Source organism: Caballeronia sp. BCC1704 (assembly GCF_902833455.1).
Classification (GTDB): Bacteria; Pseudomonadota; Gammaproteobacteria; order Burkholderiales; family Burkholderiaceae; genus Caballeronia.
Genome location: NZ_CADFFT010000003.1, coordinates 266243 through 285980, shown reverse-complemented (window position 1 = coordinate 285980; position 19738 = coordinate 266243). Strand labels below are relative to the sequence as shown.

Annotated in this window: 15 protein-coding genes and 2 pseudogenes; 6 read left to right on the top strand and 11 right to left on the bottom strand. The window is 64.3% G+C overall.

Going from position 1 to position 19738, the window contains the following annotated elements; translation table 11 throughout:
- Positions 1–56: 56 nt before the first annotated feature.
- Genes HWX53_RS16935 through HWX53_RS16915 form a run of 5 tightly spaced genes read left to right on the top strand, consistent with a single transcriptional unit; the run spans position 57 to position 4747 of the window.
- Entirely contained in the window at positions 57–1283 is a 1227-nt protein-coding gene (locus HWX53_RS16935; RefSeq protein ID WP_175942928.1) for an ABC transporter substrate-binding protein, read from the top strand.
- A 34-nt stretch (positions 1284–1317) separates the two neighbouring features.
- Entirely contained in the window at positions 1318–2184 is an 867-nt protein-coding gene (locus tag HWX53_RS16930) for a branched-chain amino acid ABC transporter permease (protein ID WP_175942926.1), read from the top strand.
- A complete protein-coding gene (locus tag HWX53_RS16925; protein WP_175942924.1) occupies positions 2184–3314 on the top strand; it encodes a branched-chain amino acid ABC transporter permease in 1131 nt (376 codons plus the stop codon). The genes HWX53_RS16930 and HWX53_RS16925 overlap by 1 nt, the downstream gene beginning before the upstream one ends.
- Entirely contained in the window at positions 3311–4030 is a 720-nt protein-coding gene (locus HWX53_RS16920) for an ABC transporter ATP-binding protein (protein WP_175942922.1), read from the top strand. Before HWX53_RS16925 ends, HWX53_RS16920 begins: the two co-directional genes overlap by 4 nt.
- Positions 4031–4042: 12 nt before the next feature.
- Complete coding sequence (locus HWX53_RS16915; protein ID WP_175942920.1) at positions 4043–4747, top strand: ATP-binding cassette domain-containing protein; 705 nt, start codon at positions 4043–4045, stop codon at positions 4745–4747.
- A gap of 80 nt (positions 4748–4827) precedes the next feature.
- On the opposite strand, the pseudogene HWX53_RS27690 reads toward HWX53_RS16915, so the two are convergent.
- From HWX53_RS27690 to HWX53_RS16900, 4 genes and pseudogenes are all read right to left on the bottom strand, one after another.
- Positions 4828–4984 (bottom strand): annotated as a pseudogene (locus tag HWX53_RS27690) (IS3 family transposase); the annotation flags it as partial.
- An 81-nt stretch (positions 4985–5065) separates the two neighbouring features.
- Positions 5066–8350, bottom strand: a complete 3285-nt coding sequence (locus HWX53_RS27455; RefSeq protein ID WP_208454794.1) for an EAL domain-containing protein — start codon at positions 8348–8350, stop codon at positions 5066–5068.
- Between the two features lie 10 nt (positions 8351–8360).
- The gene (locus HWX53_RS16905; RefSeq protein WP_175942918.1) at positions 8361–8798 is read right to left on the bottom strand and encodes a phosphate ABC transporter substrate-binding protein; all 438 of its coding nucleotides are present in this window, start codon (positions 8796–8798) and stop codon (positions 8361–8363) included.
- Positions 8799–8807: 9 nt separating this feature from the next.
- Complete coding sequence (locus tag HWX53_RS16900) at positions 8808–9818, bottom strand: hypothetical protein (RefSeq protein ID WP_175942916.1); 1011 nt, start codon at positions 9816–9818, stop codon at positions 8808–8810.
- Positions 9819–10701: 883 nt separating this feature from the next.
- Between HWX53_RS16900 and HWX53_RS16895 the strand changes: the two are divergent.
- Positions 10702–12171: pseudogene (locus HWX53_RS16895) on the top strand (argininosuccinate lyase).
- 150 nt (positions 12172–12321) lie between these two features.
- On the opposite strand, the gene HWX53_RS16890 reads toward HWX53_RS16895, so the two are convergent.
- From HWX53_RS16890 to HWX53_RS16860, 7 genes are read right to left on the bottom strand one after another with little or no spacing between them, the layout of a single operon-like run.
- Entirely contained in the window at positions 12322–13287 is a 966-nt protein-coding gene (locus tag HWX53_RS16890; RefSeq protein ID WP_175942914.1) for a VOC family protein, read from the bottom strand.
- Between the two features lie 16 nt (positions 13288–13303).
- Positions 13304–14800 carry an aldehyde dehydrogenase gene (locus tag HWX53_RS16885; RefSeq protein WP_175942912.1) on the bottom strand — a complete coding sequence of 499 codons (1497 nt, stop codon included), beginning with the start codon at positions 14798–14800 and terminating at the stop codon, positions 13304–13306.
- A gap of 16 nt (positions 14801–14816) precedes the next feature.
- Positions 14817–15626 carry an aspartate dehydrogenase gene (locus HWX53_RS16880; RefSeq protein WP_175942910.1) on the bottom strand — a complete coding sequence of 270 codons (810 nt, stop codon included), beginning with the start codon at positions 15624–15626 and terminating at the stop codon, positions 14817–14819.
- On the bottom strand, positions 15619–17286 hold the full coding sequence (locus tag HWX53_RS16875; protein WP_175942908.1) for a thiamine pyrophosphate-binding protein: 1668 nt from the start codon (positions 17284–17286) through the stop codon (positions 15619–15621). Before HWX53_RS16875 ends, HWX53_RS16880 begins: the two co-directional genes overlap by 8 nt.
- Positions 17279–18076: an SDR family oxidoreductase gene (locus tag HWX53_RS16870; protein ID WP_175942906.1), complete on the bottom strand. Its 798-nt coding sequence runs from the start codon at positions 18074–18076 to the stop codon at positions 17279–17281. Before HWX53_RS16870 ends, HWX53_RS16875 begins: the two co-directional genes overlap by 8 nt.
- Entirely contained in the window at positions 18077–18910 is an 834-nt protein-coding gene (locus HWX53_RS16865; RefSeq protein ID WP_175942904.1) for an IclR family transcriptional regulator, read from the bottom strand.
- On the bottom strand, positions 18907–19728 hold the full coding sequence (locus HWX53_RS16860; protein ID WP_175942901.1) for an alpha/beta fold hydrolase: 822 nt from the start codon (positions 19726–19728) through the stop codon (positions 18907–18909). Before HWX53_RS16860 ends, HWX53_RS16865 begins: the two co-directional genes overlap by 4 nt.
- Positions 19729–19738: the final 10 nt, after the last annotated feature.

Genomic DNA, 19738 nt, shown 5'->3' with positions numbered 1-19738 from the left:
CATCGAAGCGCCCGCAACGCCTTGCACTCTCCTCGCCTCCCTTTTCGGAACTGTATATGGATCGACGTTCGTTTCTGAAGTCGTCTGCGGCGTCGGTGGCCGCGGGCATGGCTGGATCGTTCCCGTTCATCGCGGAAGCCGCCGACGAAATTCTCGTGGGCGGTATCACGGACCAGTCGGGCGGTCTCGACATATACGGCAAGCCGATGGCGGATTGCCTGACCCTCGCCGTCGAGGAATGGAATGCGCAGGGCGGCTTGCTCGGCAAGCAGATCAAGCTGCTCAACTACGATCCGCAATCGAGCATGCAGCTTTATACGCAGTTCGCGCAACAATCGGCGCTGAAAGACAAAGTGGCCGTCGTGCACGGCGGCATCACGTCGGCATCTCGAGAAGTCATGCGGCCGGTGCTGGACCGTTATCGCACGCTCTATTTCTATAACACGCAATACGAAGGCGGCGTATGCGACCGCAACACATTCTGCACCGGCGTGACGCCGGGGCAGACGGTCGCCAAGCTGATCCCTTATGCGATGAAGCAGTGGGGCAAGAAAGTCTATGTCGTCGCGGCGGATTACAACTACGGACAAATCACTTCGCAATGGGTGAAGAAGTTCGTGCAGGACAACGGCGGCTCCGTCACGTCGATCGACTTCTTTCCGCTAGACGTGACCAACTTCGGCTCGACCATCTCCAAGATCGAATCTGCCAAGCCGGACATGCTCGTGTCCGCGCTCGTCGGGGGATCGCATGTTTCGTTTTACCGGCAATGGGCGGCGGCGGGGCTCCACAAGAAGATTCCCCTCGCCTCGACGACCTTCGCCGGCGGTAACGAGCAGATCATGCTCTCGCCCGAGGAATGCGATGGCTTTCTCGTCTCCTACAACTACTTCGAGAATCTCGACAATCCTGTCAACAAGGCATTCAAAGAGCGATTCCACAAGCGATTCGGTGCGAACTATCCGAACATCACCGAACTCGCGATGGGCACGTATCAGGGCTTCAATCTGTGGGCGCAGGGCGTAAAGAAGGCGGGCACCATCGACCGCATGAAGGTGATCGAGGCACTCGAGTCGGGCATCAGCATCGATGGGCCGAGCGGTAAGGTCTCGATCGATCCGGCCACCCATCATTGCGTGCTTAACGTGAGCATCGCGCAGGTAAAGAATCATAAGCTCGACATCGTGCAAACGTTCCAGAACCAGCCTCCGGTCGATACCAGCGCAGTATGCAATCTGATCAAGAATCCGCGCGACAACCAGCAGTACGTCATCAAGCTGTGAGGCGCGTGGTGCGCCGACATTCAGAGGAGCAACGATGGATCTTGCCGTGATCATCCTGATACAAGTGCTGTACGCGATAGCGAGTCTGGTGGTGATCTCGTCGGGTCTCGCGGTCATCTTCGGCATGATGAAGGTGATCAATCTGGCGCACGGCGAATTCATGATGCTGGGCGCGTATGCCGCCATCGAAGCGATACGGCTCGGCGTGAATCTATGGGTTGCGATTCTCGTCGTGGCGCCACTCGTCGTCGCGATCATCGGTGTTGTCCTGGAGCGCGTGGTCATCCGGCGGCTGTATGGCCGCATGATCGATACGATGCTCGCGACGTGGGGCCTGTCGCTCTTCCTCGTCGGAGTCGTGACGTCGATTGCGGGCAATACGACCGCAGGCATCTCCGCGCCGCTGGGCAACTTCCCGATCGGCGGCTACTCGGTGAGCAGCTATACGCTCGTCGTCATTGCGGTGGCGGTCGTCATTGGCGTGGTGCTGCGCTGGGTGCTGCTGCACACGCCGCTCGGGCTCATTGCGCGTGGCACGATGCAGAACCCGCAAATGGCCGACGCGCTCGGCATCGCGCCGGGACGCGTGTATTCGATCACGTTCGCGGTCGGCGCGGCGCTGTCGGGACTCGCGGGCGGCCTGCTCGCGCCGATGACCGGCGTCGTCCCGACCATGGGCGGCGCGTTCGTCGCAAAGGCGTTCATCACAGTGATCGGCGGCGGCCCTGCCATCGTGGCGGGACTCATCAGCTCGTCGGCGCTTTTCGGCGCAATCAACCAGATTGCGACTTTTGCCTCGACGCCCGTGTTCGGCGAAGTGGCGTTGCTCGTCGGCGCCATTGTCATGCTGCGGCTGCTGCCGCGCGGCATCACCGGGCGCTTCTTCAAGGGAGCATTGTGATGACGCCCGTGAAAGCCAGCCGCGCGATGCCGGTGCCCGACACGCTATCGCGCTTCTCCAGGTCGTGGAAAAGCGCGGCGGTTTCGCTCACGATTGGCCTAGTCATGCTGATCGTGCTGCCGCGCGTGCTCGACGACTTCGCGCTGGTGCAGGCCACCGTCTACGCCGTCATGGCAATACTCGCGTTGAGTCTCGGGTTCGTGTGGGGCTTCGGCGGCATTCTCTGCTTCGGGCAATCCGCGTTCTTTGGGCTCGGCGCCTACACCTATGCCATTGCCGTCACGAACATGGGCGACAGCACCGTGCCGTTCATGCTCGCCATCGTGCTGCCTGCGGCGTTCGCCACGGTTCTCGGCTATCTGATCTTCTACGGACGCCTCTCCGATGTGTACATGGGCGTCATTACGCTCACGGTCACGCTGATTCTCTTCAACGTCGTCAATTCCACCGCCGGTCCCGAATGGAAGATCGGCAATGCGCCGCTCGGCGGCTTCAACGGCATCCCGAATATCCCGCCGCTCAACACGCCGGGCAATATCGACGACGTTATCAGCCCGCGCGGCCTTTTCGAACTGTCGCTCGGCGCGCTGCTCGGGATATACGTGCTGCTACGCGTGCTGCTTGCGTTCAAGATCGGACGCGTCATCGTGGCGAGTAAGGAAAACGAACAGCGCCTCTTGCTGCTCGGGTACGATTCGCGCGTCTATAAGCTCTTTTCGTTCGTGTTGGGCGCGGCCATCGCCGGGCTGGCGGGATGCCTCTTCGCTAACTGGGGCGCATTCACGAGCCCCGGCATCTTCGGACTGGCGCAATCGGCGCAGATCATCATCTGGGTGATCGTCGGCGGGCTGGGCACGCTCGTGGGGCCGGTCGTCGGGTGTATGGCCATTCAATGGCTCACTACGCAGATCGGCACGCAGCAGACCATCAACTCGAACCTCGTTCTCGGCGCGATCCTAGTCGTGTTCGTGCTGATGGTGCCAAAGGGCATTGTGCCGAGCATGGGCGATCTCGGCATGAGGCTGTTTAGCGCGGCACGGCGCAGACGGCCCTCATCGGACGACGTACACGAGGCGCACGAACGGCACGGGGCCAATGAACGGCATGAGACGCGCAAGGAGGCGGCATGACGATGCCCTTGCTCGAAACGCGCAAGCTCAACGTCCGCTTCGGCGGCGTCCATGCCACGCGCGACGTCGATTTCACGCTGGCGGAAGCGGAATTGCGCTGTGTGATCGGTCCGAACGGGGCAGGCAAGAGCACATTCTTCAAACTGCTAACGGGGCAGGTCAGGCCGACATCCGGCGAGATCCGTTTTCGCGGCATGGACATCACAGGGATGCAACCGCACGAACCGGCGCGGCTTGGCATCGGCATCAAAACGCAGGTGCCGAGTCTCTTCAACGGGCTGTCGGTATGGGAGAACGTATGGCTTGCCGCACGCCGGGTGAATACGCCGCGGCAGACAGAACGTGTCGCACGCGAGGTCCTGGAGCGTGTAGGCATGCTGTCACATCGCGACGCGATCACCGGGCTGCTCTCCCACGGCGAACGCCAGTGGGTGGAACTGGCCGTTGTGATTGCCGCGGACCCGCCGCTGATCCTGCTGGACGAACCCGCCGCGGGCATGAGCGATCTTGAAGTGGCGCGAACGGCGGAACTCATTCTGGAAATCAACCGGCGGCACGCGCTCGTCGTGGTGGAGCACGACATGAGCTTCATCCGGCGCATCGCCAAAACGGTGACGGTGCTACATCAGGGTGCGATCGTTCGGGAGGACACGCCGGAGCGCATCATGAGCGATCCGTTCATCCAGCAGATTTACCTCGGCAAGAAGCCGCACTGAATCGGAGGCGCGATGCTGGAAGCAACAGGGCTGTGCGCGGGATACGGCGCGATTCCGGTGCTGTTCGAAGTGGCGCTGAGCGTGCGCGATGGCGAATCGATCGGCATACTCGGGCACAACGGCATGGGCAAGACGACCCTGCTGCGCACGCTCATCGGCGCGTTGCCGGCGACGGCGGGCGCGCTGCACTTCGGCGGCCAGGCCATCACCACCCTGCCGCCGCACGCGCGTGCACGACGCGGCATGGCGTACGTGCCGCAAGGCCGCGATATCTTCCCGACGCTCACAGCGTATGACAACCTGCGGCTCGGCCTGATGAAGACCGGTCGCAAACCAGAAGAGGCGCTGGGCGCGCTGCTCGACGACTTCCCGCGTCTGAAGCCCTTGCTCGACCGGCCGGGCGGATCGCTGTCGGGTGGCGAGCAACAATTGCTGGCACTCGCTCGTGCATTGGCGGGCGAGCCATCGCTGTTGCTGCTCGATGAGCCGACGGAAGGCATTCAGCCTTCGATTATCGAGGAGATTGGCGAGACGCTCGTCGCACTGCGCGAGCGCCGCGGCCTGACCATCGTTCTCGTCGAACAGAATCTCGACTTCATCGCCGCTGTGTCGCAGCGCGTATTGGTGATCCGGCGCGGTCAGCTCGGCGGGGAAATTCCGCGCGACCATCTGATGGACATCGACAAGGTCAGCGAATACACCGGCGTCGCGGCGTAGGTCGTTTGTTAGTCGTCGCGCGGCGGGGGGATCGATGGCGTTACGCCTCGACCGCCCGCGGCCACGTGCGCCACGGCTTCAACAGTTCCGACGGATGGCTCAACGCCGACGTCCACCAAACGTTCGGTGTACCGAATGTCGCGATGTTGCGACTCATGATCGCCATGATGAATGAGCCCGGGCGGTGGCTGGGCAGTCGTGTAACGCCTGGTTCAGCGCAACCAGTACGAAGTCAGTAATCGTCAATGCCGACGGGTCCAGCAGTAAGTGAAACCTGCGACCCACAGCGCGTCAGGCCGCTCGGGCGACACCGTGCTATCACCACCGCTCATGCTGAACGGGAGCCGGTTCGCTTGATCCCGCCTGCGCTTCAGGCCACGAGAACGGCCGCTGCAATAACGCCTTCATGCCATCCGGTGTCAGTGGGCGACTGTATCGGTAGCCCTGTATTTCCGTGCACGCACTCTCGCGAAGGAACGCGAGCTGCTGATCGCTTTCGACGCCTTCGGCAATGACCTTGAGATTGAGCTGACGCCCGAGCGAAATCACCGCCATGACGATCGCCCGGTCGTCGGCCCTACCCGGCAATTCACGCACGAAAGACTGGTCGATCTTCAGGCGTGCGATCGGAAAATGCTTGAGCGCGGAGAGGCTCGAATAGCCCGTGCCGAAGTCGTCGATGGAGAGCTTCACGCCCATCGCCTGCAGTTCCCCCATCGTCCCGACAGCGCCGTCGAGGTCCTGCATGATGACGCTCTCGGTGATCTCCAGTTCCAGAAATTCAGGCGCGAGGCCGCTTTCGTCGAGCGCATGTTGCACCTGCTGCGCGAGTCCCTTTTGCAGGAACTGTCGCGCCGACACGTTGACGGCCACCGTCACGGGCGGCAGCCCTTCGTCCTGCCACGCCTTGTTCTGGCGGCAGGCCTCGTGCAGCACCCAGTCGCCGATGGGCAGGATCAGCCCCGTTTCTTCGGCGATCGGAATAAAGGTTGCGGGCGAGATGACGCCATCGGTCGGATGATCCCAGCGCAGCAAGGTCTCCACGCCGTTGATCGCGCGCAAGTCCAGATCGACCTGCGGCTGATAGACGAGACGGAACTCGCCATTGCTGAGTGCGTGACGCAACTGTTCCTGATATCGCAGGCGCTCGTGCACCTTCTGGTTCATGTCGGCGGTGTACGCCTGGCAGTTGTTGCGCCCCTGTTCCTTGGCGTGATACATAGCGGCGTCGGCGTTCATCAGCAGCGTGTCGGCGTCGCGACCGTCGTTCGGGTAGCTCGCATAGCCGAGGCTGCAGCTGACCTGATAGTGCTGCCCTTGCAGCTTCGCGGGCTGAAGAATCGCCTCGCGCAGCCGCTCGACGGTTTCGACGACGCCCGTGCCGCTCTGATCGTCTTCCAGCAGGACGATCACGAACTCGTCGCCTCCCAGCCGAACGACGGTGTCCGTGCTGCGCACCGTCTTCGACATGCGCTCGGCGACCGTCTGCAGCAGTTCGTCGCCTGCGCGATGCCCGAGGCTGTCGTTGATGAGCTTGAAGTTGTCGAGGTCGATGAAGATGGTCGTCACGCCGCGCCCGTAACGCTGCGCCTGCAATAGCGCCTGCTTCAGGCGATCCGACAGCAGCGTGCGGTTTGGCAGTCCGGTCAGCGAGTCGTGGTTCGCCATGTGGCGGATGCGCTCCTCGGCCAGGCTTCGCTGAATGGCGATGCCCGCGATGCGCGTGGCGAACGCGATTGCCTGCGATTCGGCTTCGCTCGGGCGCTGCATGCCGTGCGTGTAGATCGTCACCTCGCCGACGGCCGCGCCGTCCGCCGACAGCACGGGAAACGCCCAGATCGAGCGCACGTCCGCGAGACCGGCGTTCGCCAGTTCGCTCGCCACGGCAGCGTCGCGCGCGACGTCTATCACGCACACCGGCTGACGCGTGTGGATAGCCTTGCCGCTCAGACTCGCGTCAGCGTTGATGCGCGTTTGCGCCACGGCCTCGTGGAACGTCTCGGGCAGACTCGGAGCTGCCCCGACGCGCAGCAGATGGCCGGCGCCTTCGCGCAGCAACACCGCGCAGCGCGCATCGGCAATCTGCGGTTCCACCCCGCGCACGATGTGATCCAGCACTTCTTCGAGCGGTACGCTCTTCGCAATCATCTCCAGAATACGGCTCTGTTCGACGCGGCGCGCCTCCGACGACTTGCGTGCACTGACGTCGCGCACAATGGCCACCACGCCGCCATCGACCGGCACCACCTGCCGATACAGCCACATGGTTCGCCCGTCGGCGCGGCGCTGCTGCCACTCGTGCTCGCGCACTTCCAGCGTGCTCGCGACGGCAACGAAGTCGTCCAGCACGCCATCGGCGCGCGCACCGGCGAAGGCTTCGTCGAGCGCACTGCCGATCAGCTTCTCGCGCGGCACGCCGAGGATTTCGACGCCGCGCCGGTTGGTGGCCTGCAATACGAAATCGTCGATGACGCCGGCCTGCCCGCGCACCGCCCTGAACACCAGGAATGCGTCGATGCTCGCCTCGGATGCGGCGAAGTAGGTCTGCTGCGCTCGCCGTTCGCGCCGCCGGCTCAACGCGAGTTGCCAACTCGACCGGCTCAGTGCGGCGGCGATCGCGATGACCGCGAGACTGAGCGCACCCGTCCATAGGAAGTCGGCTCGTCGGCGTTGGCCGAATTCGGCAAGTTGTTCGTCCTGATCGAGCCCGACCACGGCCGTGAGCGCATAGCCCGGCAACGCGCGCACGCTCGTATAGCGGCGCATGCCGCCGTCCCAGGGGCGCGCCATGGCACGCTGCGATGCGTCGCGGACCGTGGCAAGCGCGTCGCCGGCGTAGGACCTGCCCCACGACAACGACTCGCCGATCTGCTCCGCGCGCGCGACATCGTCCGGGCCGAGCACAGCGAGCAGCCCGCGCTTGCCCATGCGCGCCGCGTCGTAGTTGCTCGTGAGATACGCCGGATCGAACGACAGCATGACCGCGCCGGCGAAGCGGCCGCTCGCGTCGCGCAGACGGCGGCTGAACGTCACTTCGGGCGCGCCGTCCTTGCCTGACTGCGCCACGCGGCTCATGAACGGCGCGCGGGCGTCGTACGGGCGATCGCGCTGGGCGACGAACCACGCTTCGTCCGACGCATCGCCCGGCATGCCTGGACGGTTCGTCGCGACGAGCCGCCCGTTGGCATCGGCGATGGCGATGCGGAAAACAATCGACGACGGCAGCAGCCCCTGCTCTTCCAGGCGCCCGAGACTGTTCGCACCGTTCGCGCCGTAGGCGAACTGCACGGTGCGCAGCGTCTGGTCGATGGTCGCGAGGTTGCGCACGAGCTGCGCCTCGTACGTATCGGCGAGTTCGCGGCTCAACTCGGCCGCCGCCGTTTCGGCGGCGTGATGCTGCGCTTGGACGGACTGGAACACGAGCGCCCAGATGATCGCGAGCAGGAAGCCCGCAAAGACCGGGATCAGCACGTGCGCTTCCAGCGCGCGGCGCGACTTGCGTTCGCCGCCACCAACGGAACCGGACGACGGGGCGAACGAGGCCCGTCCGCCGACGCCTTCCACGAGCGATGCAACCACGCGGGTCTTGTCGAGATCGATCATCGGCGGCGGCTCAGCGATGGGGAGCCAGCACGACCTTCACGCTTGCATCGACATCTTTCTTGTCGATGTAAGCAATGGCTTGCGGTCGGGATTGGAGGTAACGCTTGATCGCGGCGGCATCGGCGAGTTCGCGCGGCGGCTGCGCGCGTCCGGTGAATATCAGCTTCGACCAGTAAGCGCGCAACTGCGATGCCGACTTGCCCGTGCAGTCGCGATAGAAATCCGCGCGCAACGCGGATTCTTCGGGCTGGTCGAGCGGGACGGCTTCCTCGCCCGATGGAAAGTAGCCGGTGCGCCCGAGGAAGATATCGGCGACCTGGTTTTCGGAGAGCGACGTCACGGCGTTCTTCGCCGATACGACGACGACCACATCGGCCATTGCCGCCGGTACGGACAGACCGAGCACAACGGCCATCGCGGTGGACTTGACGCGTTTGAGCAGCACCATGTCGGCTCCTCAGAACACGAAGTCGAGCGCGGCCGAGAAGACGTTACTTCCGCTTCCCAGTGTGTAGCCCGGTTGCTGGTTGATGTAGGTACCCGTCGAGTTCGAGGGCAGCCAGACATGGTCGAACTGCACCTTCAAGTCCACGTTCTTGACGAAGTCCCACCGCACACCGACGGAGACGTCGCGCTGACCGTTGTTGTAGTTCGGGATCGCCACGGGATGATCGAGACTGTGCGCCTGAGCGTATGTCGCGTAATACGTCGCCTTCGCGTAGCGCATCCCGGCCGTCACGTACCCGCTGAGATAGCCGGGAGTGACCTGCTCGGTCGTGACGCGGGCAAGTTCCGCCTGCACGAACCATCGACCCGGATCGTAGCTTGCAGCGACCGTGTAGACGTTGACCGGCTCGTCGGGCAGCCACGGCAACTTGACGGTCGCGTGCTGGTAGCCCGCGTGTCCGGTGAAATTGCCGGACTCCACGGTGTCGTCGAGACTCAATATGCCCTTTCCCTCGGTCCGGCTCGCTCCGGGATTCACATGCGAGACCGTGTAGCCATACGCCACGCGCACCGTATTCGACACGCCGCGCGTGCCGAAGCGGTACGAAACGTCCGCGCCGTCGCTGTTGGTGAGCGGCTGTGTGTTGTACATCTCGACCGGCGGACGCACCCAGGGAAATGCATAGCCGACGTTGCGATACTCCGAGTTGAGGAAGGTCGGCAACTCGATGCGCCCCACGCGCACGCTGAAGTCCGGCGTGAAAGCGTACTTCACGTTGGCCCACTCCAGGCGGGGCTTGAACGAGTTGTCGTACTCGTGCTGTGCGAGCACCTGAATGACGGCTGACAGTTTGTCGGTGAAATGCGCGGAAAGCTGAACGCCCAGCTTCGAATCGCTTTCGAAATCGTACTTCCGCGTGGCGCCCGCGCCGTTCGGCTGAAGCGAACTGTCGATGTAATCGGCGGTGCCGAGCGTCGAATGCGCCATGCCGAGCGTGCCGAAGCCGCTCAGGGTGAACATGCGGGGTGAGTCGTCGGCCCAGGCGGGCAGCGAGGCCAGCATGCTGCAGCCGAGGACGGCTATGCGGGAAGTGCGCATGATGAGCCGGTAGTCGCTAAAGATCATTGCAGGCAGCAAGTCATGAATAGTAGAATTCTTTCTACCCTTCATAACGGCACGGCCGTGCTGACCCTGTAGGAACCGCAGTAAACGGGTCTCTGAAAGGTGACAAATACCTCTTCACGGCGCAATGCGGAAGTTGTCGGCAAGTGCAAACGCTTGCGCAAGAAATTTTCATTCGACCAACTTGAGCGGGTCGCATAGACAAAAATGCGACTAAAACCGCTTGGCGAACGATTGTGACGCGATTGGCCTGCGTTGTGACGGCTCAACGTTGAACCTGCCCGCTTCCGTCCGGCGCGCGGGTTACATCAAGTAGCCGGTCAGCGCCTCATGCATGTACTGCCGGGCTGACGCAGGCGCGTACTTCCGCTTACGGCTGGCCTAGACAACGTTCAACCGCTTCTGCGCTGCGGCTCGGTCTGTCGCTCAAGGCGGTAGGGGGTGTTCGGCGCTGCTCGACGTATCGAAGCAACAGTGACCCCGAGCTCTGGGACATGGCGTTGTCATGCGAACGCCCGCTCCAACAACGATGCACGTAGGACCAAGCGCTCACCTGTTTCAACACCTCTTGAGCCAGCTTGTCGCCCGGTCGAACCGGCAGGTGAGTCGCGCCTGACGAGTGGCTGTCAACGTCGCCATGGGCAGTCAGCCATCCGCCCGCTGTGCTATAACCGACACCCCACGCGGACGGTGCCGTCGGCGTCCTGTTGCATCGGCCTACCAACACGAGATCGAGGCTATGTTCGGAAAGCGCGCCATTTCCTTAGCTGCTTTGTTTTTGATGCACGCCGCGGCTGCCACCGCGCAGGCCGAGCAAGCCCCAGTCCGCGACGAGTTCTACTGGCTCGGCGAAATCAACAAGGCTACCGCCGTCATCAACACCGACGAGGGCTTGCTGGACAAGTCGCTTGCGCCACACATCGCGGCCGGCGTCGCCAAGGTGATTCACGACGGCAACCAGCCCGGGGCGAAGCGTCCATCCACCGTCATCACGTTCGAACCGCTGATGATCCAGGCCGCCGGCATGGATGTGACACTGCTGCACGCCGGGCGCTCGAGCCAGGACATGCACGCCACCTACCGCGCGGCCATCCTGCGCGACGACATGCTCCGCCTGGCCGACGAGCTCAACAAGACCGCGACGACGATCGTCAATCTCGCGCAGCAGCACGAACACACCATCGTGCCGAACTACACCAACGGTGTGGCGGCGCAGCCCAACAGCTACGGGCACTACCTGCTAGGGTACGCGGCCGCGCTCGACCGGGATGCGCAGCGCATCCGCGAGGCGTATGCGCGTGTCGACCTGAGTCCGATGGGCACCACGGTGCTCAATGGCACGAGCTGGCCGCTCGACCGCGCGCGCATGGCGATGTATCTGGGCTTCGCGGGCATTGTCGACAACGCTTATGACGCGCATCAGATTGCAGCGGTCGATCATCCCGTCGAAGTCGCCTCGATCGTAACAAGCATCGCGTTGCACGCGGGCAGCTTCATCGAGGATGTCATGACGCAGTACGCAGAGCCCAGACCGTGGATCCTGCTGCAAGAAGGCGGCGGCAATACCTACGTGTCGAGCGCCATGCCGCAAAAGCGCAATCCTGGATTGCTGAACTCGACGCGCGCCGACGCGTCGACCGCTATCACGCTCGCGATGGGTCCGGTCATCCGCGCCCATAACCTCCCGCCGGGCATGCCCGACGCGAAGGACGTGAGCGACAACAAGGAGATGATCGACAGCGCAATCACTGTGCTGAAGAAGTGAGACAAGATCATGAACGCGCTGGTCATCGATCAGAAGCGTGCGCTGGAAGAACTGGACAGCGACTGGACCGCCTCTCAGGAAGTCGCAGATGTACTCATGCGCAAGTACAAACTGCCTTTCCGCCTGGGACACCACTTCGCATCGGAGGTCGTCGAGTACGCGCGCGCCAACAACATCAAGCCGAGCGACTTTCCGTACGACCAGGCCAAGCGGATCTACGCCGAGACGACGAAGGGTTATGCCGAGAGCAACGGCGTGCTGCCCATGAGCAAAGCGGAGTTCCGCGCGACGCTGGACCCGGTTGCGATCGTCAACGACCGGCGTACCGTGGGCGGGCCGCAGCCCGTGGAGATGGAGCGCATGTTGAAAGAGGCAAAGGGGAAACTCGCGCAACAAACGGAGTGGATTGCCGACCAGCGCCGGACCATCGATTCGGCGCTGGCCAGGCTCGATCGCGATTTCGACAAGCTGCTGCCAAAGCAATGAGCGAAAGGCGCGTCGATCCTATCGTCTGCGCCTACTGTCCTCTGCATCGAGTTCGCGCATCATTACCCGTTTCATTACCCGCGATCTGGACTGTCGGCGAGCACCCGCTGCAAATCCATGACGTCCGATCAGTTGTCGGACTCATGCAACTTAGCCCTGCTTCTGCTCCGTCATGAACTTACCCGCCGGCGCGTTCGCGTTCTTCTGACGGCGGGTGACGCCGTCGATGCCGCCATCCACCGCCCACTCGGCGAACACGGTCGGACCCGGCTCGAAATCGCGCGGCTGCCATTCGGGCGTCAGTTGATCTTCGTCCGCGTAGTATTCGATCAGACCGCCGGCCGGATTCTTGAAGTACCAGAAATACGCCGACGAAACCGGATGCCGTCCCGGTCCGAGCTGCGTTTCCCAGCCGCATCGGCTGATATGCAAGCCGCCGCCGAAGACTTCATGGATGTCGCGCACGGTGAAGGCGACGTGGTTCAGACCGCGTTTGCCCGTCGGCAATTGCAGCAGGAAGACATCGTGGTGGCCGCCGTGCGGAGCGCACCGCATGAAAGCGCCGCGTTCGGGATACCGGTCCGACATCTCGAAGCCGAGTCGCTCCTCGTAGAAGCGTTGATGCTCCGCGAGACAATTCGTGAAGAACACGACGTGGCCCACTTCCACCGGCTCCGCATGGTCGTACACGGGACTCGGCGTGTCGACGCGCAGCGTCTGTCCCCACACGTTGGAGGGCGACCCTTTCACGTCGATGGCGCGCTTGCGCGTCACTTCGACACGCACCGCCATGCCGTTCGGATCGATACAGCCGACCGCGTCCTGCTGCGAGTAATAACCCGGCGCGCCTTCGAGTCGCGCGCGGTAGCCGTCGAGTTCTTCCGCCGTCGCGACGCCCCACGTCACTTCACGCAGCGTCGGGCCGTCTTCGAACGCGGGCGGCAGCGCCGGATCGTCCGCGCGCACCACGAGCACCGTGCAGCCGTTGAGCGTTTCGAAGCGCGCGGCGGTTTCGTCGTGCGCGACTTCGCGCATGCCCCAGTCGGAGAAGAAGCGGCAGCAAGTGTCGAGATCATCGACGCCGTAGGTGATCTGTTCGATGCCAAGAATCGTCATGATGCTTCGTGCTCCCTTAATTCGCCCACGCGAGCGGCGTGTCGTTCAAGCCCCAGTAGAGGCTTTTCTGCTGCATGTATTCGCGGATGCCGAGCCGCCCTTTCTCGCGGCCCATGCCGCTGTCCTTCCAGCCCGAGAACGGCGTCGAGATCGAAAAGAGCTTGTACGTATTGATCCACACCGTGCCGGTTTCCAGCTTGCGAGCGACGCGCCAGGCGCGCTTGTAGTCGCGCGTCCAGATGCCGGCGGCAAGACCGAACACGCTGTCGTTCGCCTCTTGCAACAGCGCCGCTTCGTCATCGAACGGCATGGCAACGAGCACCGGCCCGAAAATCTCTTCCTGACAGATGCGCGCGCTGTTCGACAAGCCTTCGATGATCGTCGGCTGATAGAAATAGCCGTTCTCGCGGTTCTCGCCGACAGGCCGTTCGCCGCCGCACAAGAGGCGTCCGCCTTCCTCTAGCCCGATGGCGACATAGCGTTCCACCGATTCGCGATGCTTCGCGGTGATGAGCGGACCCATCTGCGTGTGCTCGGACGACGGATCGCCGACGCGCAGTTCGCGCGCCTTCGACACCAGTCTGCGCATGAATTCATCGTAGACAGGACGCTCGACGAAGAGCCGCGAACCCGCGATGCACGCCTCGCCCGACGAACTGAAGATGCCGTACAGCACGCCGTTCACCGCGTGATCGAGGTCGGCGTCGGCGAAGACCATCGTCGGCGACTTGCCGCCGAGTTCGAGCGATACCGGCATCAGCTTTCCCGCCGCGATGCGCGCGATCCCGCGACCGACTTCGGTGCCGCCCGTAAACGATACCTTTTTAACGAGCGGATGACGCACCAGCGCGTCGCCGATCACCGATCCCTTGCCCGGCAACACGCTCAGCACGCCCGGCGGCACGCCCGCTTCCTCGCAGATGCGCGCGAGCGCGAGCGAAACGAGCGGCGTGACTTCGGCGGGCTTCAGCACGACCGCATTGCCGCCTGCGAGCGCGGGCGCGAGCTTCTGCGCGTCGGACGCAATCGGCGAATTCCACGGCGTGATTGCCGCGATGACGCCGATCGGCTCGTACACGCTCATCGTCAGATAGTCGCCGCGCGAGGGCGTGAGTTCTTCGTCGAGTGTTTCGAGACACGCAGCGTAGTAACGGAACGTGTTGGCCGCACTGGCCACCAGCACGCGCGTCTCGCCGATAGGCTTGCCGTTGTCGCGGCGCTGCAACTGCGCCAGCGCTTCGTGACGCGCCATGATCAGATCGGCGATGCGGTACAGCACCATCGCGCGCTGATGCGGCTTGAGTCCTGCCCAGTCGGGCTTGCGCCATGCGATGTCGGCAGCTTCGACGGCTTCGCGCGCGTCGTCGGCATCGGCGGTGGAAATTTCGGCGTTGACCGAACCGTCGGCCGGATAGAGGCTCGCGAAGGTCGCGCCGCGGCCGCGCTTCCATACGCCGCCCAGGAAGATATCGGCGGACGGCACCAGCGAGGCGATGATGTCTTGATCGGACATGTCGTGCTTCCTTGAATCAGATCACGCAATGCGCCGCGCGGTTGCGCAGCGCGCGAATCGCGCTGAAGGCGGTGAGCGCGGAGGTCTTCGGGTTGTCGGGCAGCGGCTTGCCGCACATTTCCAGCGACATCTCGCCGAACGCGCCCGTCGCCACGATGCGATGCACGTTACGCGTGACCTGCGGATCGGCAATCAGCTGCACGCGCGTTTCGTCGAGGCCGAGGCCCGCGAGCGCGACGGTCGCCGCCACGTTCGCGTTCTTCGGGTACAGGCGCGCCGCTTCGCGCGCGCTGCCTTCGAAAATCACGCGTGCTTCGTCGAGCGAGTGCAGATCGCACACGGCTTGCGCAGGCGTGCCGAGCCACCCGACAGGCGGCTTGCGGCCGATGTACTGCACGTCGTCGAGACCGCCCTGTTTCGCCGCCGCGAGCGCGTCGATGCCGCCGATGGCGCCCGAGAGCAGCGTCACCGTCGCGTTGCCATCCGTCGCGGCTGCCTGCAACGCGTCGAGCAGCGCTACGTCCGACAACGCGCCGATGGACGCCACCGCGCAGTCCGTGCCGGACCGCAGCAGCGGCACGACATGATCGACGAGCGCGCCGTGGCCCGCGCATTCCAGCGCGAATCGCGGGTGAACGCGCAGGGCCGCGACCGAACTGACCACGTCGACGTCCGGACCGAGTTGCGCGCGCACCGCATCGATATGGTTCGCCGGCACGACGACCTGCGCCACGCGCACGAACGGATCGGTGGCGACGGCGCGATACACCGTCTGCCCGATCGCGCCGAAGCCGATCATCGCGACATCGATGGCCTGCTCACGCATGCTGCTGCTCCTCTTTCTTGACCGGCGGCCCCGCGAATGCGGTCGTGAACGAGCCGACCGAGAGCATGTCGACTTCGACCATGACCGGGCCGCTCGCCGCCATGCCTTCGCGCACCACGGCTTCGGCCTGATCCATCGACGAAACGCGGTAGTGCTTCAGGCCGAAGCTCGCGCAAAACTGCGCGAAATCCGGCTGATGCAGCTGCACGAAGCAGCGCCGTCCGCCGTATTGCGCGTCCTGAATATTGCGGATCACGCCGTAGCACTGGTCGTTCATCAGCACGATCATCACGTTGGCGTTTTCCTGCACGGCCGTGACGAGTTCACCGACGTTGACCATGAGACCGCCGTCGCCGACGAGGCACACGGTCTTGGCCGCCGCGTTCGCCAGCGCAGCGCCGATGGCCATCTGCACGCCCTGCCCGATGCCGCCGCCGAGCGCATGCACGCCCGCGCGCGGCTCGAAGATCTTCAGCATGCGGTTGCCCCACGTGCTGTTCGAGATCGTCACGTCGCGCACCCAGTTGAAGTCGCGGCCCACGGCGCGTTGCAGCGCATCCACCAGTTGCTTGTAGGGGCCGAGACCCTTGCCCGTTTCCGCGACCGCCACTTCGCGCGTCGCGGCGAGGTCCTGCGCGAACGCAGGATCGACCTTGAGGCGCCCTTCGAGCAGCGTCGCCAGTTCATCGAGGATGGCGGCGGCATCGCCATGCACGAACTGCGCGTTGCGATAGCCGCGGTTGTCCGCGAGCGCATCGGCGTCGATCCGATAGAGCGGCTGCGGCAGCGCGAGCTTGTACTTGAGCGTCTCGTTGCCGCGCAGACGCGAGCCGACGACGAGCATCGCGTCGCAGGTGCGATAGAAGTCTTCGACCGTCGATTGCACGTTAAATGCGCCGAGCGTCGCGGGATGATCTTCGGGCAGCACGCCGCGTCCCTGCACGCTCGTCACCACGCCGAAGCCCAGCTTCACGAGCCGTTCCACTTGCGGGCGCGCATGACGCGCGCCGCCACCGAGCCACAGAAGCGGACGTTTGGCGGAAGCGAGCGCATCGGCGAGTTGTTGGACGCGCTGGCTGTCGTGCGTCGGCAGGCTCACGTGTGGCGCGGCGAGATCGGCGGGCCATTCGACGCGCGCTGCCTGAATGTCGATCGGAATCTCCACGCTGACGGGACCGGTGGGCGCGGTCCGCGCCACGCGCACGGCTTCGCGCACGGTGGCGAGCGCCGTATCGACCGAACGCACCCGGAACGCCGCCTTGGAGATGGACGAGAGCATCGTCAATTGATCCGGCGCTTCGTGGATATAAGCGAGATCCTGATCCAGATACGTCGTCTCGATCTGACCGGTGATGTGCACGAGCGCGGTGCCCGCGGTCAGCGCCTCGACCATCGCGCCGGCGGCATTGCCCGCTGCCGTCCCGGTGCTCGTGAACGCGACGCCGAGACCCCCCGACACGCGCGCGAGGCCATCGGCCATGTTCAGCGCGCCCGCCTCGCCGCGCGCGCCCACGTAGCGAATCTTGCCGCGCGTATTGATCGCGTCGAGGATCGGCATGTTGTGAATCGAGATGACGCCGAATGCGGTCTCTACGCCGCACTGTTCGAGAAATGCGGCGATCAGTTCGCCGACCGTCGTGGTCGTCGTGGTTTTAGACATGACGTGCAACGCCTCCTGAGACATCGATATGGCTTCCCGTCGTGTACGACGACATCGGTGTGGCCAGATAAAAAAGAGCTTGTGCGGCTTCTTCGGGACGCCCGAAGCGCCCGAGCGGAATCTTCTTCTGACGCGCGAGTTCGCCCGTCCAGTCTTCCCAGCTTTGACCCGGCTGCGCCTGCGTGCGGTAGCGGCGCCGCCACTGTCCCGATTCGACGATGCCGATCAGAATCGAATTCACTCGCACCCCGCGCGGCGCGAGTTCCACCGCGAGCGACTTGACGAGATTGAGCACGCCCGCGCGCGCCGACGAGGTCGCCACCATGTGCGCTTCCGGCTGTAGCGCAAGCAGCGAGTTGACGCAGACGATCGCGCCGTGTGGCGACGCTTCGAGCATCGGCACAAACGCGCGCGTCGGCCGGATGATGCTGAAGTACTTGAGATCCAGTTCTTCGCGCCAGGCGTCGTCGGTGGTATCGGCGAACGTGGACACGCGGCCTTGCCCCGCGTTGTTCACCAGCATGTCGACGCGGCCGAACGCAGTGCGCACGCCTTCCGCAAAACGCGCGACGTCATCGGCATCGAGTACGTCGCAGCGCGCGACGAGCAGCTTCGCTCCCGGATGTGCCTCGCGTAATGCGGCTTCGGCGCTGGCGAGGCGGTCGGGATCGCGTCCGCAGATGGCCACCGACGCGCCCGCCTGCAAAAAAAGATGCGCCGTGGCGAGCCCGATGCCGGACGATCCGCCCGTCACCACTGCCGCCTGGCCTGTGAGATCGATCTGAATCATTCAAAGCCCCAATGCCTTCATAAAGCGATGTTCCGCGGCGGGCCGGTAGTTGAGCCGCAGCGAGAGTTGATGAGCCGTATCGCGCACTTTGTCGATGAGTCCGCTTTCGATGAGCGTCGTGTCGATATGCGCGCGTGGCACCGTCGTGGTGACGACCGCCGCAATGCGCCCGGTGTCGCCGCGCACTGGCGCGCTGACGACCGAAATGCCGTGTTCGAACGACGATTCGCTGGTGGCGTAGCCGCGTTCGGCATCCACCTTCACGCGGTCGAACAGTTCTTCCACTGTGCCGGGCGTCTGGCTCGTGAAACGCTCCAGCGTGAGCCCGGCATACAGTTCGCGCAGGTCGTCGAGGCTGAGATCGCCCATCAATACGTGGCCGTGCGTGGTCGCGTGCGCCGGCAGGCGCGTGCCGACGTTGACTTTCACCGCGCTGAAGCCGCTCGCGTGGCTTTGCGCCTTGGCGACGAACACGACATCGCGTCCATCGCGAATGACGATGTGCGTCGAAAGGCCGGTGTCATCGCGCAACGCTTCGATAAGCGGCAGCCCGTGATCCGTCAATTCGAGCGAACTCAGGTATTCGAAGCCGAGTCGCAGCACCGCCACGCCGAGCCGATAGTTGCGCTCGCTGTCGGCGCGCTCCAGAAAGCCGAGCGATTCCAGCGTTTGCAGCAGGCGGAAAACCGTCGTGCGCGGAATGCCGAGACGACGCGACAGTTCCGGCGCGCCGAGCACCGGTTCGCGCGGCGAAAACTCGCTCAGGATGCGCAGGCCGCGTTCGAGACCGGGCACGCGATACGCGAGGTCGCCTTGTTCTTCCGCCGGGGTCATGCCTTCGTCTCCTGTTGCGCGAATGAGCCGATGAGCGCGTTATACGTGTCGGGCTGTTCGATGTAACCCGCGTGGCCCGCGCCCTCGACCAATCGCAGCGGCACGCCCGCCGCCTGCGCGATGCGCTCGCACGCTTGCGGCGTCGTGATGCGATCCTCCGTTCCGACCGCCACCGCCACCGGACCGCGATAACGCGCGACATCGCTTGCGAGATCGGCATTCGCCAGCAGATGCGTCGCCTGCGCATAGCCTTGCGGCACGATGCGCGCCATGTTCCAGCGCACCCAGTCGCGTGCCGCGTCGCTCGCGTTCGACGAGAGCATGTTCGCGCTGCGTTGATCAGCGAGTCCTTGCGCGCCGAGTTCCGCGAGCATCGCGAGACGGCTGTCGCGTTTCTGCGCGCGCTCCTCCTCGCTCGCGGCGCCGTAGCCGCCAGCCGGCGACAGCAGCAGCAAGCCCGCGACACGCTTCTCATGCATCGCCGCGAAGCTGCCCGCGATGATCGCGCCGAGCGAATGGCCGACCAGCACGCAGCGTTCGATATCGAGCGCGTCGAGCCAGCCGCGCAAGGCATCGGCGTAATCGGCGGCTTGCGGCGACGCGGACGCGACGGGCGTCGAGTCGACGTAGCCCGGCGCGTCCCACGCGAGCACGCGCCGCGTCGCGCCGAGCGCATCGAGTTGCTGCACCCACGACGCCGCGCCCGAGCCGATGCCGTGCAGCAGCACGACCGGCAGCGACGCCGCGTGCGCGCCGCCGGCTTCTCGATAGCCGATGCCGCTCAGGAAGCGCGATGGAAACGCGTTTGCATCGAACATGATGTCGCCG